Annotated in this window: 21 protein-coding genes and 1 pseudogene; 10 read left to right on the plus strand and 12 right to left on the minus strand. The window is 50.3% G+C overall.

What is annotated here, in order from left to right; all coding sequences use genetic code 11:
* The 3 genes from hemX to hemC form a co-directional block, all read right to left on the minus strand.
* Window positions 1-1,148: uroporphyrinogen-III C-methyltransferase (gene hemX, locus FEK47_RS15615; RefSeq protein WP_138183269.1), on the minus strand; the 1,148-nt coding region annotated here is incomplete at its 3' end.
* A gap of 21 nt (window positions 1,149-1,169) precedes the next feature.
* A complete protein-coding gene (gene hemD, locus FEK47_RS15620; protein WP_135385303.1) occupies window positions 1,170-1,910 on the minus strand; it encodes a uroporphyrinogen-III synthase in 741 nt (246 codons plus the stop codon).
* Window positions 1,907-2,848, minus strand: a complete 942-nt coding sequence (gene hemC, locus FEK47_RS15625) for a hydroxymethylbilane synthase (protein ID WP_130237980.1) — start codon at window positions 2,846-2,848, stop codon at window positions 1,907-1,909. Before hemC ends, hemD begins: the two co-directional genes overlap by 4 nt.
* Before the next feature lie 373 nt (window positions 2,849-3,221).
* Here hemC and cyaA point away from each other — a divergent pair, with 373 nt between their 5' ends.
* The gene (cyaA, locus tag FEK47_RS15630; protein WP_112826877.1) at window positions 3,222-5,768 is read left to right on the plus strand and encodes a class I adenylate cyclase; all 2,547 of its coding nucleotides are present in this window, start codon (window positions 3,222-3,224) and stop codon (window positions 5,766-5,768) included.
* A 39-nt stretch (window positions 5,769-5,807) separates the two neighbouring features.
* On the opposite strand, the gene cyaY is transcribed toward cyaA, so the two are convergent.
* Together cyaY and FEK47_RS15640 are read right to left on the minus strand one after the other, a co-directional pair.
* Window positions 5,808-6,128 (minus strand): iron donor protein CyaY, encoded by a 321-nt coding sequence (gene cyaY / locus FEK47_RS15635; RefSeq protein ID WP_000999954.1) that lies wholly within the window; start codon window positions 6,126-6,128, stop codon window positions 5,808-5,810.
* 47 nt (window positions 6,129-6,175) lie between these two features.
* Entirely contained in the window at window positions 6,176-8,203 is a 2,028-nt protein-coding gene (locus tag FEK47_RS15640; RefSeq protein WP_138183265.1) for a hypothetical protein, read from the minus strand.
* Between the two features lie 188 nt (window positions 8,204-8,391).
* Between FEK47_RS15640 and FEK47_RS15645 the strand changes: the two genes are divergently transcribed.
* The 6 genes from FEK47_RS15645 (at window position 8,392) to uvrD (ending at window position 14,015) form a co-directional block, all read left to right on the plus strand.
* Window positions 8,392-8,595, plus strand: coding sequence for a lipoprotein (locus FEK47_RS15645; RefSeq protein WP_000799889.1), 204 nt, complete (start codon window positions 8,392-8,394; stop codon window positions 8,593-8,595).
* Between the two features lie 36 nt (window positions 8,596-8,631).
* The gene (dapF, locus tag FEK47_RS15650) at window positions 8,632-9,456 is read left to right on the plus strand and encodes a diaminopimelate epimerase (protein ID WP_001160654.1); all 825 of its coding nucleotides are present in this window, start codon (window positions 8,632-8,634) and stop codon (window positions 9,454-9,456) included.
* Window positions 9,453-10,160: a DUF484 domain-containing protein gene (locus tag FEK47_RS15655; RefSeq protein ID WP_130219517.1), complete on the plus strand. Its 708-nt coding sequence runs from the start codon at window positions 9,453-9,455 to the stop codon at window positions 10,158-10,160. The genes dapF and FEK47_RS15655 overlap by 4 nt, the downstream gene beginning before the upstream one ends.
* The gene (gene xerC / locus FEK47_RS15660; protein WP_130209428.1) at window positions 10,157-11,053 is read left to right on the plus strand and encodes a tyrosine recombinase XerC; all 897 of its coding nucleotides are present in this window, start codon (window positions 10,157-10,159) and stop codon (window positions 11,051-11,053) included. The genes FEK47_RS15655 and xerC overlap by 4 nt, the downstream gene beginning before the upstream one ends.
* Complete coding sequence (yigB, locus tag FEK47_RS15665; RefSeq protein WP_130223381.1) at window positions 11,053-11,769, plus strand: 5-amino-6-(5-phospho-D-ribitylamino)uracil phosphatase YigB; 717 nt, start codon at window positions 11,053-11,055, stop codon at window positions 11,767-11,769. The genes xerC and yigB overlap by 1 nt, the downstream gene beginning before the upstream one ends.
* An 83-nt stretch (window positions 11,770-11,852) precedes the next feature.
* Complete coding sequence (uvrD, locus tag FEK47_RS15670; protein WP_000383407.1) at window positions 11,853-14,015, plus strand: DNA helicase II; 2,163 nt, start codon at window positions 11,853-11,855, stop codon at window positions 14,013-14,015.
* Window positions 14,016-14,121: 106 nt separating this feature from the next.
* Here uvrD and FEK47_RS15675 read toward each other — a convergent pair whose 3' ends face one another.
* Window positions 14,122-15,024 (minus strand): S-adenosyl-l-methionine hydroxide adenosyltransferase family protein, encoded by a 903-nt coding sequence (locus tag FEK47_RS15675; RefSeq protein ID WP_130223379.1) that lies wholly within the window; start codon window positions 15,022-15,024, stop codon window positions 14,122-14,124.
* 82 nt (window positions 15,025-15,106) lie between these two features.
* Window positions 15,107-15,871, minus strand: coding sequence for a phosphodiester glycosidase family protein (locus FEK47_RS15680; RefSeq protein WP_135486962.1), 765 nt, complete (start codon window positions 15,869-15,871; stop codon window positions 15,107-15,109).
* Window positions 15,872-16,032: 161 nt separating this feature from the next.
* Between FEK47_RS15680 and ysgD the strand changes: the two genes are divergently transcribed.
* Together ysgD and corA are read left to right on the plus strand one after the other, a co-directional pair.
* A complete protein-coding gene (ysgD, locus tag FEK47_RS25480) occupies window positions 16,033-16,089 on the plus strand; it encodes a protein YsgD (protein WP_211180520.1) in 57 nt (18 codons plus the stop codon).
* A gap of 150 nt (window positions 16,090-16,239) precedes the next feature.
* Complete coding sequence (gene corA / locus FEK47_RS15685) at window positions 16,240-17,190, plus strand: magnesium/cobalt transporter CorA (protein ID WP_130209436.1); 951 nt, start codon at window positions 16,240-16,242, stop codon at window positions 17,188-17,190.
* Window positions 17,191-17,230: 40 nt separating this feature from the next.
* Here the strand turns inward: corA and FEK47_RS15690 are convergent, their stop codons facing one another.
* Window positions 17,231-17,722, minus strand: coding sequence for a DUF943 family protein (locus FEK47_RS15690; RefSeq protein WP_000837562.1), 492 nt, complete (start codon window positions 17,720-17,722; stop codon window positions 17,231-17,233).
* Window positions 17,719-18,567 carry a YPO3983 family protein gene (locus FEK47_RS15695; RefSeq protein ID WP_138183266.1) on the minus strand — a complete coding sequence of 283 codons (849 nt, stop codon included), beginning with the start codon at window positions 18,565-18,567 and terminating at the stop codon, window positions 17,719-17,721. Before FEK47_RS15695 ends, FEK47_RS15690 begins: the two co-directional genes overlap by 4 nt.
* A gap of 178 nt (window positions 18,568-18,745) precedes the next feature.
* Here FEK47_RS15695 and FEK47_RS15700 point away from each other — a divergent pair.
* Window positions 18,746-18,898, plus strand: a pseudogene (locus tag FEK47_RS15700) (CorA family divalent cation transporter); the annotation flags it as partial.
* 50 nt (window positions 18,899-18,948) lie between these two features.
* On the opposite strand, the gene FEK47_RS15705 reads toward FEK47_RS15700, so the two are convergent.
* The 3 genes from FEK47_RS15705 to rarD all read right to left on the minus strand — a co-directional run bounded on the left by FEK47_RS15705 (window position 18,949) and on the right by rarD (window position 20,700).
* On the minus strand, window positions 18,949-19,329 hold the full coding sequence (locus tag FEK47_RS15705; RefSeq protein WP_000032581.1) for a DUF2628 domain-containing protein: 381 nt from the start codon (window positions 19,327-19,329) through the stop codon (window positions 18,949-18,951).
* 12 nt (window positions 19,330-19,341) lie between these two features.
* A complete protein-coding gene (gene yigG, locus FEK47_RS15710; RefSeq protein ID WP_021557372.1) occupies window positions 19,342-19,722 on the minus strand; it encodes a protein YigG in 381 nt (126 codons plus the stop codon).
* A gap of 87 nt (window positions 19,723-19,809) precedes the next feature.
* Entirely contained in the window at window positions 19,810-20,700 is an 891-nt protein-coding gene (gene rarD / locus FEK47_RS15715; protein ID WP_000339104.1) for an EamA family transporter RarD, read from the minus strand.
* Window positions 20,701-20,769 lie beyond the last annotated feature (69 nt).

Raw genomic sequence — 20,769 nt, forward strand, 5'->3', positions numbered from 1 at the left:
GGTGCAGGTGCAGGTGCAGGTTTAGCTTCTGTTGTCCCTGCAGCCGGTTGCGCCAGCAGGTTACGCACGCGAGTCTGCATCAGTTTTTCCAGCATCGCCTGGCTTTGCAGTGTTTCCGGGAGATCCATCGAGATATTTTGTTGGCTTAACTGGTCCACCTCGTCGAGAAACGCTTTGGTGGTGGCATCTTCAGTATCGTAATAAGCACGAACCCAGGTGGAGACGTTCTCCAGCGCCTGGCGGTACGTCTCTTCCTGATGACGCGGCACAGCTTGTGCGGCGACCAGCAGACGGGAACGAATATTTTCGCGCAGATAGATATCCTGATTCGGCGCTAACAGCGGTACGGCAGTATCATCACGACGGCGAATCGTAATGAAGTTGTCCATAAAATTCTGCCAGCTTTTTTGCAGATTGATGCGCCATTCGCTGATGGAGCTGGAAAGCTCTTCACCATCGGAATCCATTGGCGAACCGTCGCTATCATTGTCGGCCAGACGCAGGTTATCCACTTGATTAGAGAGCTGATTCAACTTGAGGATAATACCGTCATAATCCACCTGCGATACCGCAGAAAGGCTGGCGATATCATCGGTAATTGCTCGACGAACAGCAATAAGGCTGGGGTCATTCATATCTGCCAGGCTGGCATCAGCGCTTTTCAGTAACGCTGCTGCGGTGGTAACGTCCTGATCGCTCCAGAGTTTACGTCCGGCAAGTTTTACCAGAAAGTCCGCCTGTGACAGAAGCCAGGTTTTGGCATCGCTACCAGAGATGGTAGCGACCTTTTGTTGGACTTCATCCAGCTGTTTTGCCAGCGTTTCTTGCTGTCGATTCGCCTGCTCTAACTGTACAGCCTGTTGCTTAATAATGCCTTCCAGCTCCGCTTTTTGGCTTTCCTGGGCTTTTTGCAGTGCCGTGAGTTGGCTCGCCAGGGCATCGCTGGTGGCAGTCTGACTGACGGCCTGTTGTTTACCCCAGCCATACAAACCGACGCCTGCTGCCAGAGCAATGGCGATAGCCACCGCACTGAGAATCAGAGCGGTACTGTTCTTACTCTTCTTTTCTGCAACGACAGGTTGTGGCGTGGTGTCCACGGCCTCCCTGGTATCTTCAACCACGGCGGAGGTTTTTTCTTGTTCCGTCATTATGGCTTCCTGTTATGAGAGTTATTGTAATGCCCGTAATAGCGCATCGTTGTCAGCGTTATCGGCGACCTTAATGTCATTCCAGCCCAGTTCCCGGGCGAGTTTCGCCAAACGCTCACTGACGACCAAAAGCCGACAGCGTAGTAACCAGTGCTCACGATACCATTGTGGGATCAATGACCAGAGTTGATGCAACATTTCACCGCTGGTAACAACGACGGTCGTCACTTCGCGGGATTGCCAACGCATCGCCTCTTCTGCACCGTCATAATGAATGGCGCACCGTTGATAACATTCACAAAAAGTGACTTCAGCACCGCGTGCCGTCAGAGTTTCTCCAATCAGCTCACGACCGCCGTTGCCACGTAATATCAGCGCACGTTTGCCCGCAATACTTTGTAATTCCGGTAATTGTAGCAAGACTTCACTGATTTCCCGATCCTGCGGATAACGAACCTGGTGCCCGCTCACGGTATGCAGCGCCAGCGCAGTGGTGCGGCCGATGGCGAAATAACCAGCAAGTAATGGCCATTTAAGAGCTTGTTGATGCAGTTGTGATTGGGCAAAAGCAACGGCGTGTTGCGAAAGGGCAAACAACAGATCGCCTTCACCAAGTGCTGATAGCTGGTCGGCAAGTTGTGGCAATTGCCGACCCGGGGAAAACTCTATCAGCGGAAAATGCCAGGCCACCTGCCCCAGTGTGCGCAGACGGCTCACTAACTCTTCTCCAGCTGGAGATGGGCGGGTGACCAGGATACTCATGCTGGCGCGTCTCCGTTGTAGACTTCAGCGAGAATCTCCCGTGCGCCGTTATTCAGTAGCTCTTCCGCCAGTGAAATCCCCATTTGCTCGGCATCCTGCGGCGCACCGCGGCGTTCACCACGAATAATCTGCGAACCGTCCGGCGCACCGACCAGCGCACGCAACCAGATTTTGCCGTCGACAAGTTCGGCATAGCTGCCAATCGGCACCTGACAACCCCCTTCCAGACGGGTATTCATCGCACGTTCAGCGGTGACGCGTAGCGCAGTTTCATGGTGATTAAGCGCGGCAAGAAGCTCGCGGGTACGCGTATCATCAAGGCGGCATTCAATACCTACGGCACCTTGTCCGACTGCCGGAAGAGAAATTTCTGGGGGCAGCGCAGCGCGAATGCGGGACTCCAGCCCTAAACGTTTTAATCCAGCCACGGCAAGAATAATGGCATCGTATTCGCCGTTATCCAGCTTGCTAAGGCGTGTTCCAACGTTCCCACGCAGAGAGCGGATAATCAGGTCTGGGCGGCGTTCCGCCAGTTGGCACTGGCGACGTAAGCTGGAAGTCCCGACGATACTGCCAGCCGGTAACGCATCCAGACTGTCATAATTATTGGACACAAAGGCATCACGCGGATCCTCGCGTTCGCAAATGGTGACCAGCCCCAGACCTTGCGGGAATTCAACCGGCACATCTTTCATCGAATGTACGGCGATATCGGCGCGGTTTTCCAGAAGCGCGACTTCCAGCTCTTTAACAAATAAGCCTTTTCCGCCTACTTTCGCCAGTGGCGTATCAAGAATTACATCGCCGCGCGTCACCATCGGTACTAGTTCAACGACTAATCCCGGATGGCTCGCCATCAACTTGTCTTTGACATAGTGTGCCTGCCAGAGTGCAAGTGGGCTTTGGCGTGTGGCAATTCTTAAAACATTGTCTAACATGCTTGTTACCGTCATTATCATCCGTGGTCCATCCTAACATCCTTGCTGGAGCGATGTCAGTGTTGTGGTGAAACGTTGACGTTAATGCAAAACGTAAATGGAATCCTGACAGGCGTTTCAAACCGTCGTAATAAGGAATTTACAGAGAATAAACGGTGCTACACTTGTATGTAGCGCATCTTTCTTTACGGTCAATCAGCAAGGTGTTAAATTGATCACGTTTTAGACCATTTTTTCGTCGTGAAACTAAAAAAACCAGGCGCGGAAAGTGGTAACAGTTACCTTTGACATACGAAATATCCCGAATGCCGCGTGTTTCCGTTGATGTTGCCGGAATCACAGACATGACGGGTAGCAAATCAGGCGATACGTCTTGTACCTCTATATTGAGACTCTGAAACAGAGACTGGATGCCATAAATCAATTGCGCGTGGATCGCGCGCTTGCTGCCATGGGGCCTGCATTCCAACAGGTTTACAGTCTGCTGCCGACATTGTTGCACTATCACCATCCGCTAATGCCGGGTTACCTTGATGGTAACGTTCCCAAAGGCATTTGCCTTTACACGCCTGATGAAACCCAACGCCACTACCTGAACGAACTTGAACTGTATCGTGGAATGTCAGTACAGGACCCGCCGAAAGGCGAGCTTCCGATTACTGGTGTATACACCATGGGCAGTACTTCGTCCGTAGGGCAAAGTTGTTCCTCTGACCTGGATATCTGGGTCTGTCATCAATCCTGGCTCGATAGCGAAGAGCGCCAATTACTACAACGTAAATGTAGCCTGCTGGAAAGCTGGGCCGCCTCGCTGGGGGTGGAAGTTAGCTTCTTCCTGATTGATGAAAACCGTTTCCGCCACAACGAGAGTGGCAGTCTGGGGGGAGAGGATTGCGGCTCCACCCAGCATATACTGCTACTTGATGAATTTTACCGTACCGCCGTGCGTCTCGCCGGTAAGCGTATTCTGTGGAATATGGTGCCTTGCGACGAAGAAGAGCATTACGATGACTACGTAATGACGCTCTACGCGCAGGGCGTGCTGACGCCAAATGAATGGCTGGATCTCGGCGGCTTAAGCTCGCTTTCCGCTGAAGAGTACTTTGGTGCCAGCCTTTGGCAACTCTACAAAAGTATCGATTCCCCGTACAAAGCGGTGCTGAAGACACTGCTGCTGGAAGCCTATTCCTGGGAATATCCGAATCCACGCCTGCTGGCGAAAGATATCAAACAGCGTTTGCACGACGGCGAGATTGTGTCGTTTGGCCTCGATCCGTACTGCATGATGCTGGAGCGTGTTACTGAGTACCTGACGGCGATTGAAGATTTCACCCGTCTGGATTTAGTACGCCGCTGCTTCTATTTAAAAGTGTGCGAAAAACTCAGCCGTGAACGCGCCTGCGTAGGCTGGCGTCGTGAAGTGTTAAGCCAGTTGGTGAAAGAGTGGGAATGGGACGATGCTCGTCTGGCAATGCTCGATAACCGCGCTAACTGGAAGATAGATCAGGTGCGTGAGGCGCACAACGAGCTGCTCGACGCAATGATGCAGAGCTACCGTAATCTGATCCGCTTTGCGCGCCGCAATAACCTTAGCGTCTCCGCCAGCCCGCAGGATATCGGCGTGCTGACGCGTAAACTGTACGCGGCGTTTGAAGCATTACCGGGTAAAGTGACGCTGGTAAACCCGCAGATTTCACCTGATCTCTCGGAACCGAATCTGACCTTTATTTATGTACCGCCGGGCCGTGCTAACCGTTCAGGTTGGTATCTGTATAACCGCGCGCCAAATATTGAGTCGATCATCAGCCATCAGCCGCTGGAATATAACCGTTACCTGAATAAGCTGGTGGCGTGGGCATGGTTTAACGGCCTGCTGACCTCGCGCACCCGTTTGTACATTAAAGGCAACGGCGTTGTCGACTTGCCGAAGTTGCAGGAGATGGTCGCCGACGTGTCGCACCATTTCCCGCTGCGCTTACCTGCACCGACACCGAAGGCGCTCTACAGCCCGTGTGAGATCCGCCATCTGGCGATTATCGTTAACCTGGAATATGACCCGACGGCAGCCTTCCGCAATCAGGTGGTGCATTTTGATTTCCGTAAGCTGGATGTCTTCAGCTTTGGCGAGAATCAAAATTGCCTGGTGGGTAGTGTGGACCTGCTGTATCGCAACTCGTGGAACGAAGTGCGTACGCTGCACTTCAACGGTGAGCAGTCGATGATTGAAGCCCTGAAAACCATTCTCGGCAAAATGCATCAGGACGCCGCACCGCCAGATAGCGTGGAAGTCTTCTGCTACAGCCAACATCTGCGCGGCTTAATCCGTACTCGCGTGCAGCAACTGGTTTCTGAGTGTATTGAACTGCGTCTTTCCAGCACCCGCCAGGAAACCGGGCGCTTTAAGGCGCTGCGCGTTTCCGGTCAAACCTGGGGCTTGTTCTTCGAGCGCCTGAATGTATCGGTACAGAAACTGGAGAACGCCATCGAGTTTTATGGCGCTATTTCGCATAACAAACTGCACGGCCTGTCAGTGCAGGTTGAAACCAATCACGTCAAATTACCGGCGGTGGTGGACGGCTTTGCTAGTGAAGGGATCATCCAGTTCTTCTTCGAAGAAACGCAAGACGAGAATGGCTTTAATATCTACATTCTCGACGAAAGCAACCGGGTTGAGGTGTATCACCACTGCGAAGGTAGCAAAGAGGAACTGGTGCGTGACGTCAGTCGCTTCTACTCGTCATCGCACGACCGTTTTACCTACGGCTCAAGCTTCATCAACTTCAACCTGCCGCAGTTCTATCAGATTGTGAAGGTCGATGGTCGCGAACAGGTGATTCCGTTCCGCACCAAATCTATCGGCAACATGCCGCCTGCCAATCAGGATAACGATACGCCACTGTTACAGCAGTATTTTTCGTGATGCGCGTGCCGGAAAGCGAGGCTTATCCGGCATGCAATCTTAGCGAAAACTGACTGTTTCACCTGCCTGCTGCGTTGCCGCCTGTTCCAGCAAATCCCAGAAGGTTTCACCGCTACGGTCGCAAATCCACTCATCGCCTTTCAGGTCAAAATGGTAGCCGCCCTGCCTGGTCGCCAGCCATACCTGGTGCAGTGGTTCCTGGCGGTTGATAATGATTTTGCTGCCGTTCTCAAAGGTAATGGTCAGTACGCCGCCGTTGATTTCGCAGTCGATATCGCTGTCGCCATCCCAGTCGTCCAGGCGTTCTTCAATGGTCAGCCAGAGTTGATCAGCCAGGCGATGAAATTCACTGTCGTTCATTGTTGTATCCTGTTTTTAAGTGATGGCGGCAGTATAGCGGCATGGGGTCAGGGCTTCAAAGGTTGCCCAATATCTGGTGTTTTTCGGCACTCTTCCTCCGTCTTCAAGATGATGATGTCATCATTGGATGAAAACATGTTCTGATGCAGATTACGTGTCCTGGCCGGGCAGGGTGATGCGGTTCGATAAAGTTGGCTGCCAATCCAGGTATAAACATAGCGATTGTCATAAGCGAAGCGTTCGGTGGTCTTCAATGGTCCATCAATGGCAAAGATTTGAATATCGTCGCGTAATCGGGAAGAGCGCATAAAGTAGCCATGGTCTTTCCCGGCGTTAATTCGTTGGTTCAGGAAAGATGCAGAAGAGTCGAGCGTTAGGGTTTCCAGGGTGTCCTCACCGAAAGGAGACAATTTCGCAATGTACAGATGATTTTTGTACTGCGCGATACGATCGGTGATGGGATGAAATGCTTTCGGGTCAATATCGGGGAGTTTCTTCCATTGACTCCATTGCTGGTCTGTAGAGCGAAGCTTACGCCAGCTAACATCGGTTTCACCGATGAGAAAAGAGCTTTCGCCATCAGAATATTGGGCAATGTTAACGGATGAGTTATAGGGAATTCCCGTTGGAATAAACGCACCATCCTTAAGAAGTCTGCCGTCCAACTCTCCATGACGGTAGTCTGCCCAATAGCCATATCCTGAATTTTCGGTTTTCCATTTCACCCGCACGGCTTTGGTATTGGGCGTTGGGTAGCGCCACAGCTGTGAGCCATCAAATGCGTAAACATAACGATCGTCGTGTGCATACCATTTCTTGTAATGGGGGCTATCGTTAAGGTGGGCCTCACGTTCATCAGGAACACGATAATCCATCAGAATAAGCGGCCCGGAAGACTCGAATACCTGGAAACCATCTTCTTCTTCACCATCAACTGGTAATTTGGTCAGTAAATAGCCGTGAGTTCTTCCCGCGTTAAAGCGTTTATCAATCACTAAATCAGGATTATCCAGTGTGACGATATCCAGCCTGTTTTCGCCAAATTCTGTCTTATTAATGGTGTACAGCTTGTCCTGATACTGCGCGACAGTCTTGCTAAGAGGGTGAAATTGTTCTGGATCGAGGCCGGGTAGGACTTCTTGCTGGCATTCTGGCCCTTTGCGCCATGAAACATAGTGTTCCTGTAAATTGAACGCTGCGCAGCTATTTGCCCTATCTTTGTCCAGATTTCCCTGATTCAGCACCTTCCGGTGCAGGCCGCTTTTATCTCGCCAGCTCAATAACGACCCAGGCATCCAGCGCACGACAGTAAATGTCTCCGGGTCGGCATCAAGCTGTTCGCCGTTGATCATCATTTCCGTGTGTGTACGGGCTAATGTATCCCAGGGGCCGAACGGCACTGCAACGCAGGGGTTAAACGCGGTGGAAAACTTACCTCGCCGATCCCAGGACTTCTGCGCCAGCACGCGGAAACTCTCGGGGTCAGCGAGGCGATGCCCATCGACATATAAGAAATTAGCGTCACGTAATATCAGCCCCAGAACGTCAGGTTTCCAGGGGAAAGGGAATTTCACCTGCTGCAGCGTTTTGATATCTAAACTATTTTCTCCGCCATTGTCATCGGTGCGTTTGCCTTCGAAATAGAGACTGTGTTTATCCGCTGCAAAACTACCCCAGGCCTTGAACGAGGCGACATCAACGGGTGGTTTGCCTGGCGGGTTTTGCACAACTTCACCCGCGTAGAGGATATGGCGACCATCGCTATGCCAGGTGTAATGGGGATACCAGGCCTGTGCGCCCTTATAGATGTAGTCGGTTGTCAAATCAGTCAGGGGTGGTTCTTTGTCCCATTCGTCTAGTGTTGCCGGGTTTATTAATAAATTGGGTAACCGACGCAATCTCTTGTAATTTACGCCAGGAAGAGAAAGATTTGTTTCCTGATAAGGGCGCAGGTACACCACGCCTTTTCCCTGTTTCTGGTAAATATTATGTTCCGGCTCATCAAGCCGACATCCCCATGCCGATGATAAGAACAACGAACAAGACAACAAACAAACCACATTGCGATAGTGCATAAAGCCATCCTGGCGCGAGGTGCCGATCACGAAACTACCAGCAAAACATAAATCCCCACGTGTAAGCGTTATACTCGCAGCAATTCCTCACTTTTCAGACTTCATAAAGAGTCGCTAAACGCTTGCTTTTACGCCTTCTCCTGCGATGATAGAAAGCAGAAAGCGATGAACTTTACAGGCAATCCATAATGAAAAACGTGTTTAAGGCACTCACTGTATTACTTACTCTCTTCAGCCTGACGGGCTGCGGTCTGAAAGGTCCGCTCTATTTCCCGCCTGCAGATAAAAACGCACCGCCGCCGACCAAACCGGTAGAGACGCAAACGCAATCCACGGTGCCGGATAAAAACGACCGCGCCACTGGCGATGGTCCATCCCAGGTGAATTACTAAAAGTCAGTTTCTGTACCCGCGTGATTGGAGTAAATGATGCAGTTCTCGAAAATGCATGGCCTTGGCAACGATTTTATGGTCGTCGACGCGGTAACGCAGAATGTCTTTTTTTCACCGGAACTGATTCGTCGCCTGGCGGATCGGCACCTGGGGGTAGGGTTTGACCAGTTGCTGGTGGTTGAGCCGCCTTACGATCCTGAACTGGATTTTCACTATCGCATTTTTAATGCTGATGGCAGTGAAGTGGCGCAGTGTGGCAACGGCGCGCGCTGCTTTGCCCGTTTTGTGCGTCTGAAAGGGCTGACCAATAAGCGCGATATCCGCGTCAGCACCGCCAACGGGCGGATGGTTCTGACCGTCACCGATGATGATCTGGTCCGCGTAAATATGGGCGAGCCCAACTTCGAGCCTTCCGCTGTGCCGTTTCGCGCTAACAAAGCGGAAAAGACCTATATTATGCGCGCCGCCGAGCAGACAATCTTATGCGGTGTGGTGTCGATGGGAAATCCGCACTGCGTGATTCAGGTCGATGATGTCGATACTGCGGCGGTAGAAACACTGGGGCCTGTTCTGGAAAGCCACGAACGTTTTCCGGAGCGCGCCAATATCGGTTTTATGCAAGTGGTTAAGCGCGAGCATATTCGTTTACGCGTTTATGAGCGTGGGGCAGGAGAAACCCAGGCCTGCGGCAGCGGCGCGTGTGCGGCGGTTGCGGTAGGGATTCAACAAGGTTTGCTGGCCGAAGAAGTACGTGTGGAACTCCCTGGTGGTCGTCTTGATATCGCCTGGAAAGGTCCGGGTCATCCGTTATATATGACGGGTCCGGCAGTACATGTTTACGACGGATTTATTCATCTATGAAGCAACCAGGGGAAGAACTACAGGAAACACTCACGGAGCTTGATGACCGGGCGGTTGTCGATTATCTGATTAAAAATCCTGAGTTTTTTATCCGCAATGCGCGCGCAGTAGAAGCGATACGTGTGCCACATCCGGTACGTGGTACCGTTTCGTTGGTCGAATGGCATATGGCTCGCGCGCGTAACCATATTCATGTTCTGGAAGAGAACATGTCGCTGTTGATGGAACAGGCTATCGCCAACGAAGGCCTGTTTTATCGCTTACTCTACCTGCAGCGCAGTCTCACCGCCGCCAGCAGTCTCGACGATATGCTGATGCGTTTTCACCGCTGGGCGCGCGATCTCGGTCTGGCGGGCGCGAGTGTGCGTCTGTTTCCGGATCGCTGGCGCTTAGGTGCGCCGTCGAACCATACTCATCTGGCATTAAACCGTCAGGCTTTCGAACCACTGCGTATTCAGCGTCTGGGGCAGGAGCAGCACTATCTGGGGCCGCTTAACGGGCCGGAGCTGCTGGTGGTGCTACCGGAAGCGAAAGCGGTGGGATCGGTGGCGATGTCGATGCTGGGAAGCGATGCTGATTTAGGCGTAGTGCTGTTCACCAGTCGCGATGCTAATCACTATCAACAAGGGCAGGGAACGCAGTTACTTGATGAAATTGCGCTGATGTTGCCGGAGCTTCTGGAGCGTTGGATTGAACGCGTATGACCAATTTACATACCGATGTAGAACGCTATCTACGTTATCTGAGCGTGGAGCGTCAGCTTAGCCCGATAACCCTGCTTAACTACCAGCGCCAGCTTGAGGCGATCATCAATTTTGCCAGCGAAAACGGCCTGCAAAGCTGGCAGCAATGTGATGTGACGATGGTGCGCAATTTTGCTGTACGCAGTCGCCGTAAAGGGCTGGGCGCGGCAAGCCTCGCATTACGCCTCTCTGCGCTACGTAGCTTTTTTGACTGGCTGGTCAGCCAGAACGAGCTCAAAGCCAACCCGGCGAAAGGTGTTTCAGCACCGAAAGCGCCACGTCATCTGCCGAAGAATATCGACGTCGACGATATGAATCGGCTGCTGGATATTGATATCAACGATCCCCTCGCCGTGCGCGACCGGGCAATGCTGGAAGTGATGTACGGCGCGGGTCTGCGTCTTTCCGAACTGGTGGGGCTCGATATCAAACACCTCGACCTGGAGTCCGGCGAAGTGTGGGTGATGGGGAAAGGCAGCAAAGAGCGCCGCCTGCCGATTGGTCGCAACGCTGTAGCGTGGATTGAGCACTGGCTTGATTTGCGCGACCTGTTTGGCAGCGAAGACGACGCGCTTTTCCTGTCGAAACTGGGCAAGCGTATCTCCGCGCGTAATGTACAGAAACGCTTTGCCGAATGGGGCATAAAACAAGGGCTGAATAATCACGTTCACCCGCATAAATTACGTCACTCGTTCGCTACGCATATGCTGGAGTCGAGCGGCGATCTTCGTGGTGTGCAGGAGCTGCTGGGTCATGCCAACCTCTCCACCACGCAAATCTATACTCATCTTGATTTTCAACACCTTGCCTCGGTGTACGATGCGGCGCATCCACGCGCCAAACGGGGGAAATAATGCGTTTTTACCGGCCTTTGGGGCGCATCTCGGCGCTCACCTTTGACCTGGATGATACCCTTTACGATAACCGTCCGGTGATCCAACGTACTGAGCAAGAAGCACTTATCTTTGTGCAAAATTATCATCCGGCGCTGCGCAGCTTCCAGAATGAAGATCTGCAACGCCTGCGCCAGGCGGTACGGGAAGCGGAACCCGAGATTTATCACGACGTGACGCGCTGGCGTTTTCGTTCGATTGAACAAGCGATGCTCGACGCCGGGCTGAGTGCCGAAGAAGCCAGTGCAGGCGCACACGCAGCAATGATCAACTTTGCCAAATGGCGCAGCCGAATCGACGTCCCGCAGCAAACCCACGACACCTTAAAACAGCTGGCGAAGAAATGGCCGCTGGTGGCGATCACCAACGGTAACGCCCAGCCGGAGCTGTTTGGTTTGGGGGATTATTTTGAGTTTGTGCTGCGCGCTGGCCCGCACGGGCGCTCGAAACCGTTCAGCGATATGTACTTTCTGGCGGCGGAAAAACTCAACGTGCCGATCGGCGAGATCTTACATGTTGGGGACGATCTCACCACTGACGTGGGTGGGGCAATTCGCAGCGGAATGCAGGCTTGTTGGATCAGACCGGAAAATGGCGATCTGATGCAAACCTGGGACAGCCGTTTACTGCCGCATCTGGAAATTTCCCGGTTGGCATCTCTGACCTCGCTGATATAATCAGCAAATCTGTATATATACCCAGCTTTTTGGCGGAGGGCGTTGCGCTTCTCCGCCCAACCTATTTTTACGCGGCGGTGCCAATGGACGTTTCTTACCTGCTCGACAGCCTTAATGACAAACAGCGCGAAGCGGTGGCCGCGCCACGCAGCAACCTTCTGGTGCTGGCGGGCGCGGGCAGTGGTAAGACGCGCGTACTGGTGCATCGTATCGCCTGGCTGATGAGCGTGGAAAACTGCTCGCCGTACTCGATTATGGCGGTGACGTTTACCAACAAAGCGGCGGCGGAGATGCGCCATCGTATCGGGCAACTGATGGGCACCAGCCAGGGCGGCATGTGGGTCGGCACCTTCCACGGGCTGGCGCACCGCCTGCTGCGTGCGCACCATATGGACGCCAACCTGCCGCAGGATTTCCAGATCCTCGATAGCGAAGACCAGCTGCGCCTGCTTAAGCGTTTGATCAAGGCGATGAACCTCGACGAGAAGCAGTGGCCGCCGCGCCAGGCAATGTGGTACATCAACAGCCAAAAAGATGAAGGCCTGCGTCCGCATCATATTCAAAGCTACGGTAACCCGGTGGAGCAGACCTGGCAGAAGGTGTATCAGGCGTATCAGGAAGCGTGTGACCGCGCGGGCCTGGTGGACTTCGCCGAGTTGCTGCTGCGCGCCCACGAACTGTGGCTTAACAAGCCGCATATCCTGCAACACTACCGCGAACGTTTTACCAACATCCTGGTGGACGAATTCCAGGATACCAACAACATTCAGTACGCGTGGATCCGCCTGCTGGCGGGCGATACCGGCAAAGTGATGATCGTCGGTGATGACGACCAGTCAATCTACGGCTGGCGCGGGGCACAGGTAGAGAATATTCAGCGTTTCCTCAATGATTTCCCCGGTGCTGAAACTATCCGTCTGGAGCAGAACTACCGCTCTACCAGCAATATTCTGAGCGCCGCGAACGCCCTGATTGAAAACAACAACGGGCGTTTGGGTAAAAAATTGTGGACCGATGGCGCGGACGGTGAGCCGATTTCCCTCTATTGCGCTTTTAACGAACTCGACGAAGCGCGTTTCGTCGTTAACCGCATCAAAACCTGGCAGGACAACGGCGGGGCGCTCGCTGAGTGCGCCATTCTCTACCGTAGCAACGCCCAGTCGCGTGTACTGGAAGAAGCGTTATTGCAGGCCAGTATGCCGTACCGTATTTACGGCGGGATGCGCTTCTTCGAACGCCAGGAAATCAAAGATGCGCTCTCGTATCTGCGCCTGATTGCCAACCGCAACGACGACGCGGCCTTTGAGCGCGTGGTCAATACGCCAACGCGGGGTATTGGTGACCGGACGCTGGACGTGGTGCGTCAAACATCGCGCGATCGCCAGTTAACTCTCTGGCAGGCATGTCGTGAACTGTTGCAGGAAAAAGCGCTCGCCGGGCGAGCTGCCAGCGCCTTGCAGCGATTTATGGAATTAATCGACGCCTTAGCGCAAGAAACTGCCGATATGCCTCTACATGTACAGACTGACCGGGTAATTAAAGACTCCGGCCTGCGCACCATGTACGAGCAGGAGAAGGGCGAAAAAGGCCAGACGCGTATCGAAAACTTAGAGGAGCTGGTGACGGCAACGCGCCAGTTCAGCTACAACGAAGAAGACGAAGATTTAATGCCGCTGCAGGCGTTCCTCTCCCATGCGGCACTGGAAGCAGGTGAAGGGCAGGCGGATACCTGGCAGGACGCGGTGCAGTTGATGACGCTACACTCGGCGAAAGGTCTGGAGTTTCCGCAGGTGTTTATCGTTGGTATGGAAGAGGGCATGTTCCCAAGCCAGATGTCGCTGGATGAAGGTGGGCGTCTGGAAGAAGAACGCCGTCTGGCCTACGTTGGCGTAACCCGCGCGATGCAGAAACTGACGCTGACCTACGCGGAAACTCGCCGTCTGTATGGCAAAGAGGTTTACCATCGCCCGTCGCGCTTTATCGGCGAGCTGCCGGAAGAGTGTGTGGAAGAGGTGCGCCTGCGCGCCACGGTAAGCCGCCCGGTTAGCCATCAGCGGATGGGTACGCCGATGGTCGAGAACGACAGCGGCTACAAACTCGGCCAGCGCGTGCGCCACGCTAAGTTTGGTGAAGGCACTATCGTCAATATGGAAGGCAGCGGCGAGCATAGCCGTTTGCAGGTGGCATTCCAGGGCCAGGGAATCAAATGGCTGGTGGCAGCTTACGCCCGACTGGAGACGGTGTAATTTACGATCACGTTGCCGGATGCGGTGCTGCGCACCTTATCCGGCCTACGAGAATTGCACCCGGTTGGCCGGATAAGGCGTTTACGCCGCATCCGGCATCAGCATCTTACTTAGCGCACTTCTTCACATCAATATTCCAGTCAGCACCAGACGCAACCTGATGTTTCTGCGCAAAATTATCCATATTCAGCGCCACGGAAACATTCAACAAGCTGTTCAGATAGACCATCGGCTGGCCTTCCGGCACATCGCCGAAGCTGGCGACATACGGCATTTTCCCTTCGTATTTTTTCTCGGAACCTTCGGAAATGGTCACACATAACGTATCGTTGAGTTTGATTCCTGCCTGATTCAGCAACTCGTCGCTGATATTGCTCCAGACGTTACCGTACTGAATATCGAGAATCGGGATATTGCCCTTCACTTCACCTTTTGTCGCTTTCGCTTTCTGATAAGGCAGTTCGACAACTTTTGCCGGAAGCTCAGGCCCCACCTGCTCAAAGGAAATCGCGCCGGATGCCAGACGCGCCCCTGTGTAGGCATACACGTCACGACCGTGGAAGGTATATGACTTTTCGGAACCTTTCAGGCGGTTGGTTTTTTCATCGATTTGCCGGACGCTCTCAATACCCAGCGATTCCGCCACCAAAGTGAGCGTACCGTTATCCGGTGAAACGAAGTATTGACCGTTTTTGGTTTTCAGCACTACCGATTTACGGTCAGTGCCTACGCCCGGATCGACCACACTGACAAACACCGAACCTTGCGGCCAGTAACTGGCAGTCTGATACAGGCGATAAGCACCTTCCCAGATGTTATACGGTGGAATTTCGTGGGTTAAATCAAAGATTTTAAGATTATGGTCAACGCCGAAAGCGACGCCTTTCATCGCCGAGACGGCCCCATCTTTCAGGCTAAAATCCGTTTGTAAAATCAAAGCGTTATCCGCATAAGCGGACGATGATCCCAGACACGTTAATAAAAATAACGTTGCGAGCGTTTTTTTCATTTTTGTTTCCCTTCATTTATCTGATGATTTTCCAGCTGTGTAGCCAGCCCCAGTTTGTCTGGCCTCCTCGAGTGTACAATGCTTAACTTTTCCGCTCGACGGAAATCATGGTAACAAAAGGATAGCGTTGCCACGGGATTGCCCCGCCTTTCACATACATATGTGAAATCGTGCCATCAAGATAAAGCAGCTGCTCAACGTTCAGTTTCGCTTTGGCATAACAGGCAAAATCATAAAAATTTGTCGCCTGCTGGCTCAACAAAAACACGGCGTTCCCATGTTTATTAATCCCAACACCGTTACGAATTTTGCGTGAGGCGACGTTGGGATGAATACGCGGATTAATTACACCGTTTTCCATCAACATTGGCCCTGACTGCACCGCAAACTGAATCTCTTTACTGGTTTTGAAGGCATCCAGACGAACGATGCCGACTTTATCTCCCGCGACATAAAACACGCCGCCAGGACGGATAAAGAAATTCCCTTCACCTGAAGCGAGATTTAACGCCACCTTCTGCTGACCGTTTTCGATGTACAAACCGAGCGGCGCATAGCTTTCATCATAGATGCCGCCGTTCATCACCATCTGAACTTGCTCCTGGCTATTAATATCCTCCAGCAGTGCATGTAACGTTTCCCACGCTTCGCCATTGGCTTTTTGCCAGTACATTTTCACCCGTTCGGTTTGAGGATTAACGGTATACGCCTGCACAGTCAGCGTTGGGTCAGAGAGCGCGCAGTCATCAGCAGCAACAGCAAACAAGGGGAGCAAGGTGAGGGCGAGAAAAATCCGTTTGAGATTCAAGGTGATCATTCCTTTACCAATGAGTAGCCGATGCGCCATTATAGGTCCTGGATGTGGGATTTTTTTATCCTGTTAATGACCTTGACGAGTACCAAAAAGCGCGAAGTTCAACTATTGTTCTGTGGTGTTCCGTTGCGTGTTGACGGCAAAATTTTGCTGGCGTAACATGCGCGCACGATCACTCTAAGAGGACATTCGCCTTGGACACACCCAGTAGATACTGGCTCACTATCCTGTCATCCAGGATCAACTCCTAAGGCTATCCCCTTTTGCTGATAGCCTTAGCGGTTGTCAGCGACCTCAATTTTCCCGTCGCGCTGAGTCAGGCTGTTTAATGGTCTGAAACTCAATTTGTTTCTGTGTGCCCACCGAACTGTCCGATATTTTAAGCATTGGGAGTCCCGGTCATGCTGAGCGCATTTCAACTGGAAAATAACCGACTGACCCGGCTGGAAGTCGAAGAGTCACAACCCCTTGTAAATGCAGTATGGATTGATCTTGTCGAACCGGATGACGACGAGCGACTGCGCGTACAATCTGAACTTGGCCAGAGCCTGGCAACCCGCCCGGAACTGGAAGACATCGAAGCATCGGCGCGTTTCTTTGAAGACGATGACGGCCTGCATATTCACTCCTTCTTCTTCTTTGAAGATGCGGAAGATCACGCCGGTAACTCTACTGTAGCATTTACCATCCGTGATGGTCGTCTGTTTACACTGCGTGAACGAGAGCTGCCTGCATTCCGTCTGTATCGTATGCGCGCCCGCAGCCAGTCGATGGTAGACGGTAACGCTTACGAGCTGCTGCTGGATCTGTTCGAAACCAAAATCGAACAGTTAGCGGATGAAATTGAAAACATCTACAGCGATCTGGAGCAACTGAGCCGGGTGATTATGGAAGGGCGTCAGGGCGATGAGTACGACGAGGCACTCTCCACATTGGCAGAACTGGAAGATATCGGCTGGAAAGTTCGCCTGTGTCTGATGGATACCCAGCGCGCGCTCAACTTCCTGGTGCGTAAAGCACGCTTACCGGGTGGGCAACTGGAGCAGGCGCGTGAAATCCTGCGAGATATCGAATCCCTGCTGCCGCATAACGAATCCTTGTTCCAGAAGGTGAACTTCCTGATGCAGGCGGCGATGGGCTTTATTAACATCGAGCAGAACCGCATCATCAAGATCTTCTCGGTGGTATCCGTCGTGTTCCTGCCGCCAACGCTGGTCGCTTCCAGCTACGGGATGAACTTTGAGTTTATGCCAGAGTTGAAGTGGAGCTTCGGCTACCCGGCAGCGATTATCTTTATGATCCTCGCGGGCCTGGCACCGTATCTGTACTTTAAGCGCAAGAACTGGTTGTAATATGTGTGCCGGATAAAGCTATTTTTTATCCGGCTTATTTCTAAAAATTGTCTTTTTTAAAGTCATGCGGATTGAAAACTCGCTCTATTTTATTTTCTTGTGTTAATTGATACTCAGTAAAATCGTTAATACCAATATGAGTGTTACGATAAGGGTATTCATTAATAACCATTAAGTAATTTTTCACGATGCAATTATCATTGCTCTTAATCGTTGGGAAACAGTAGAGATCTTCATACGGCCCTTCGATATATTTTTTATAGTCAGTGAAGCCATTACCGATATCAATGACATACCAGGTATGCCAACTACCTTCTGGTAGGGGATGTTGATTTTTAATTTCATTCTGATGCTTCAGATACCAATTTATTTTATCGCTGTCAGTCCATGGCAGATGATCAACGACCAGAAAGACTGAGTTGCCAGCATCAGAGTATGTATACAAAATCTGTACAGGACGCAGTGTCCATAAATTATAGATGCAGCATAGAAGAAATAAACATAATATAATTTTCTGGAGTTTGCTTTTCATTGATAATTTTCGATTCTTTCGATAGTGTTAAAATTGGGGAAAAAAGGTTTGAAAGCAAAGTCTTTATGCCGTTGTAAAAAGAACCATATGCGAAAAAATCTATATTTGCTGTAAGTCTTGTTTTTGATATCAGTTACATCAAGACCGAAGTGGTCCTGTGCTACAAAATGAATTGTCGCACTCCATCCTATAGCGTATTTTTGAAAACTTAAAAGAGATATTTTTTGAGCTGAAATATCATGAACACTGATTCCTAAGCCATTAAAACTGTCCTCGAAGTCATTAAATTTATTTAGTCTTGATGAAAGTAATTTGGTTTTAATGCTTTGCAGGATAAGAGGTTGGTATCCTGTCGAGGGAGTTGAATTAATGCTATTTTCGATACATTCTCTGATTATACGTATTGGACTATCATAATCATATTTATTTATTCTTTCATGAAAAGATAAGTTTAATTGTTGGCTATGAAAATTGCTGCCATTTCCATATCTAAAATGTTCAATCAGATCTTCGATAAGCGTTTTGTATTGTCCAAAAAAGGAAAAAATTTTTGCTAGATCTTTCATTTCTGCAAATAAAATATCAATGCATTCACTTTTTGATATTTTTGTCCCGGAACTTGGGACACTAAAAGCACCATCAATAGAGCCTGGTACAGGAAAATGGTATTTAATAAGTCGGTAAGGATCAACTTTTTCTGAGATATCGCTTAGGCCGAGTGAGAGAAAATCTTGTTCTACCATATCACCATATTGCATATCGTCAGCAGAAGAATCATCGAATAAAGTAATAGTTTCGAAAAGTGTACAAGGAATATTAATTGATGGATGTAATGTGTTATTCATTTGCATTTACCTTGGTTATATTTAAGCTCAATATCAATTCGAGAACAAATGCTAGGGTAAAAAAATTTTTAAAAAAGAAGTGCACTTCACATTTTTATTACATCTCTGAAGAGAACGTCGTTAATGATTGGTCTTGCTCATTGTTAATAACAAAATGTTGAATTTACCGATTAGGAAACTTTTTCCTACGCGGATTGCCTCCAGCTATGGCATGAACTTAGAGTTTATGCCAGAACTGAAGTGGAGCTTCGGCTACCCGGCAGCGATTATCTTTATGATCCTCGCGGGCCTGGCACAGTATCTGTACTTTAAGCGCAAGAACTGGTTGTAAAAAGAAGGCGGTGGCTTAGCCTGGCTTAGCCTGGCTAAGCCATCTCTTATTCAAAGACTCCAGGTATTTAACCCTTTTACTTCTTTCTCATAGAACCATTTGTTCGTGTTAACAGCAACATAGGCTGCTACGGCAATTCCCAGAATGTTAACGCCAATTAGTGCACCAACAAATAGAGATAGAATACCAAGTAATAGAACTATAATTGCTTTTTTCCATAATCCCAGGACAAATAAATATATCCAGGAACAGAAGAAAGCAATGAAATTCATTTGAATAGTTAAGCGTTGTCTTACTTTTAATGCTTTAAATGCTGCTTTATATTCTGGTGTTGCCCCCCAGAATCCAGGAAAACCATGTTGATCATAAAAATTAAATCGATATTTCCATTTTTCACTTAATGAACCATCGTTCATATATTCCTTACTCATAAATACTCCGTACTATTGTTTTGATGAATCAGTAGGTGCAAGCATTAGCATACTGAAAGTGGAAAAGTAGCAAATTAAAAAAATCATCGAACCATTGCCTGAACAGGCAAAATCTTCGGCTATCATTGTGATGATAGAGATAATATATACTGCCAATGTACCAAAAACATAAGTTTTTATATATATGAAACCACTATCACGGAGTCGTTGGCAATTCATGTTGATGACGAGATAATGGAGTGCGATGGTAGAGACTATAACAAGAAAACCTGCTTCCCCATCGTTAAAAAAGATAATAAGAAAGGCAAAAATGAAATTTATTAAAATAAATGAAAATATATATCGGCGTCTGGAAATCTTACCGTTCGATGTTGGGATAAACATACGTAACATAAATTTTACATCCTTGTGTGAGTCTCCTGTCAGCATGGCAATATGCCCACTCTCATGCAAGAGCAGGCATATTTTTTCAGAATATATTTATTTGGACGTTCTACGCTGCGTATAAATCGCATCCATCACAAAAATTGCCAGCGCCACCCAAATAAAGGCGAAAGTCACCATCTTATCGGCACCCGGTTTTTCACCATAAAACGTCACAGCCAGCAGGAACATCAGCGTCGGGCCAATGTACTGGAAAAAGCCTAACGTTGAGAGACGCAGGCGCGTGGCTGCGGCGGTAAAACACAACAGCGGTACGGTAGTGACAATACCGGCGGCGATCAGCAGTAAATTCAGCGACATAGGATTTTGCCCCATATGGCTGGTTGAGCTGTCGGCAATAGCAAACAGGTAAATCGCCGCCACGGGCAGCAACCACATGGTTTCGATTAACATGCCGGTTTGCGCTTCAACGGCAATTTTCTTGCGTACCAGGCCGTAGAAGGCAAAACTAAACGCCAGCCCCAGCGCGATAATAGGTAGCGAACCAAAAGTCCACAGCTGGACCAACACGCCACATATCGCCAGAATCACCGCCAGCCATTGCATCCGGCGGAATCGCTCGCCGAGGAAAATCATCCCCAGCACAATGTTCACCAGCGGGTTAATAAAGTAACCAAGGCTCGCTTCCAGCATATGGTGATTGTTCACCGCCCAGATAAACAGTAACCAGTTGCCGCCAATCAGCACGGCAGAGACAGCCAGCATAAAGATTTTCTGCGGTGTCTGAATCAGCGTTTTTAAATAGGACCACTGGCGGCAAATGCTCATCAGCACCACCATAAAGAAAAACGACCAGATCACGCGATGCGTCAGGATTTCATCGGCGGGCACGTAGTAAATCAGCTTGAAGTACGCTGGGGCTATACCCCAAATAAAATAAGCGGCAAGAGCGAGTAATACGCCCTGCCGCGTTTGTTTTGCATCCATTGGAAAACTCATTTTTTGTTGTTGATAGCAGTTGACCTGCTCAGTTTGCTGACAAAGTGTGCTTTGTTC

The sequence above is a fragment of the Escherichia sp. E3659 genome (assembly GCF_005781135.1).
GTDB lineage: Bacteria > Pseudomonadota > Gammaproteobacteria > Enterobacterales > Enterobacteriaceae > Escherichia.

Excerpts from the sequence above, each read along its gene's own strand:
- hemD (WP_135385303.1), bottom strand. The coding sequence starts at position 1,910 with ATGAGTATCCTGGTCACCCGCCCATCTCCAGCTGGAGAAGAGTTAGTG.
- hemC (WP_130237980.1), bottom strand. The coding sequence starts at position 2,848 with ATGTTAGACAATGTTTTAAGAATTGCCACACGCCAAAGCCCACTTGCA.
- cyaY (WP_000999954.1), bottom strand. The coding sequence starts at position 6,128 with ATGAACGACAGTGAATTTCATCGCCTGGCTGATCAACTCTGGCTGACC.
- FEK47_RS15640 (WP_138183265.1), bottom strand. The coding sequence starts at position 8,203 with ATGCACTATCGCAATGTGGTTTGTTTGTTGTCTTGTTCGTTGTTCTTA.
- FEK47_RS15645 (WP_000799889.1), top strand. The coding sequence starts at position 8,392 with ATGAAAAACGTGTTTAAGGCACTCACTGTATTACTTACTCTCTTCAGC.
- dapF (WP_001160654.1), top strand. The coding sequence starts at position 8,632 with ATGCAGTTCTCGAAAATGCATGGCCTTGGCAACGATTTTATGGTCGTC.
- FEK47_RS15655 (WP_130219517.1), top strand. The coding sequence starts at position 9,453 with ATGAAGCAACCAGGGGAAGAACTACAGGAAACACTCACGGAGCTTGAT.
- xerC (WP_130209428.1), top strand. The coding sequence starts at position 10,157 with ATGACCAATTTACATACCGATGTAGAACGCTATCTACGTTATCTGAGC.
- yigB (WP_130223381.1), top strand. The coding sequence starts at position 11,053 with ATGCGTTTTTACCGGCCTTTGGGGCGCATCTCGGCGCTCACCTTTGAC.
- uvrD (WP_000383407.1), top strand. The coding sequence starts at position 11,853 with ATGGACGTTTCTTACCTGCTCGACAGCCTTAATGACAAACAGCGCGAA.
- FEK47_RS15675 (WP_130223379.1), bottom strand. The coding sequence starts at position 15,024 with ATGAAAAAAACGCTCGCAACGTTATTTTTATTAACGTGTCTGGGATCA.
- FEK47_RS15680 (WP_135486962.1), bottom strand. The coding sequence starts at position 15,871 with ATGGCGCATCGGCTACTCATTGGTAAAGGAATGATCACCTTGAATCTC.
- corA (WP_130209436.1), top strand. The coding sequence starts at position 16,240 with ATGCTGAGCGCATTTCAACTGGAAAATAACCGACTGACCCGGCTGGAA.
- FEK47_RS15690 (WP_000837562.1), bottom strand. The coding sequence starts at position 17,722 with ATGAAAAGCAAACTCCAGAAAATTATATTATGTTTATTTCTTCTATGC.
- FEK47_RS15695 (WP_138183266.1), bottom strand. The coding sequence starts at position 18,567 with ATGAATAACACATTACATCCATCAATTAATATTCCTTGTACACTTTTC.
- FEK47_RS15705 (WP_000032581.1), bottom strand. The coding sequence starts at position 19,329 with ATGAGTAAGGAATATATGAACGATGGTTCATTAAGTGAAAAATGGAAA.
- yigG (WP_021557372.1), bottom strand. The coding sequence starts at position 19,722 with ATGTTACGTATGTTTATCCCAACATCGAACGGTAAGATTTCCAGACGC.
- rarD (WP_000339104.1), bottom strand. The coding sequence starts at position 20,700 with ATGGATGCAAAACAAACGCGGCAGGGCGTATTACTCGCTCTTGCCGCT.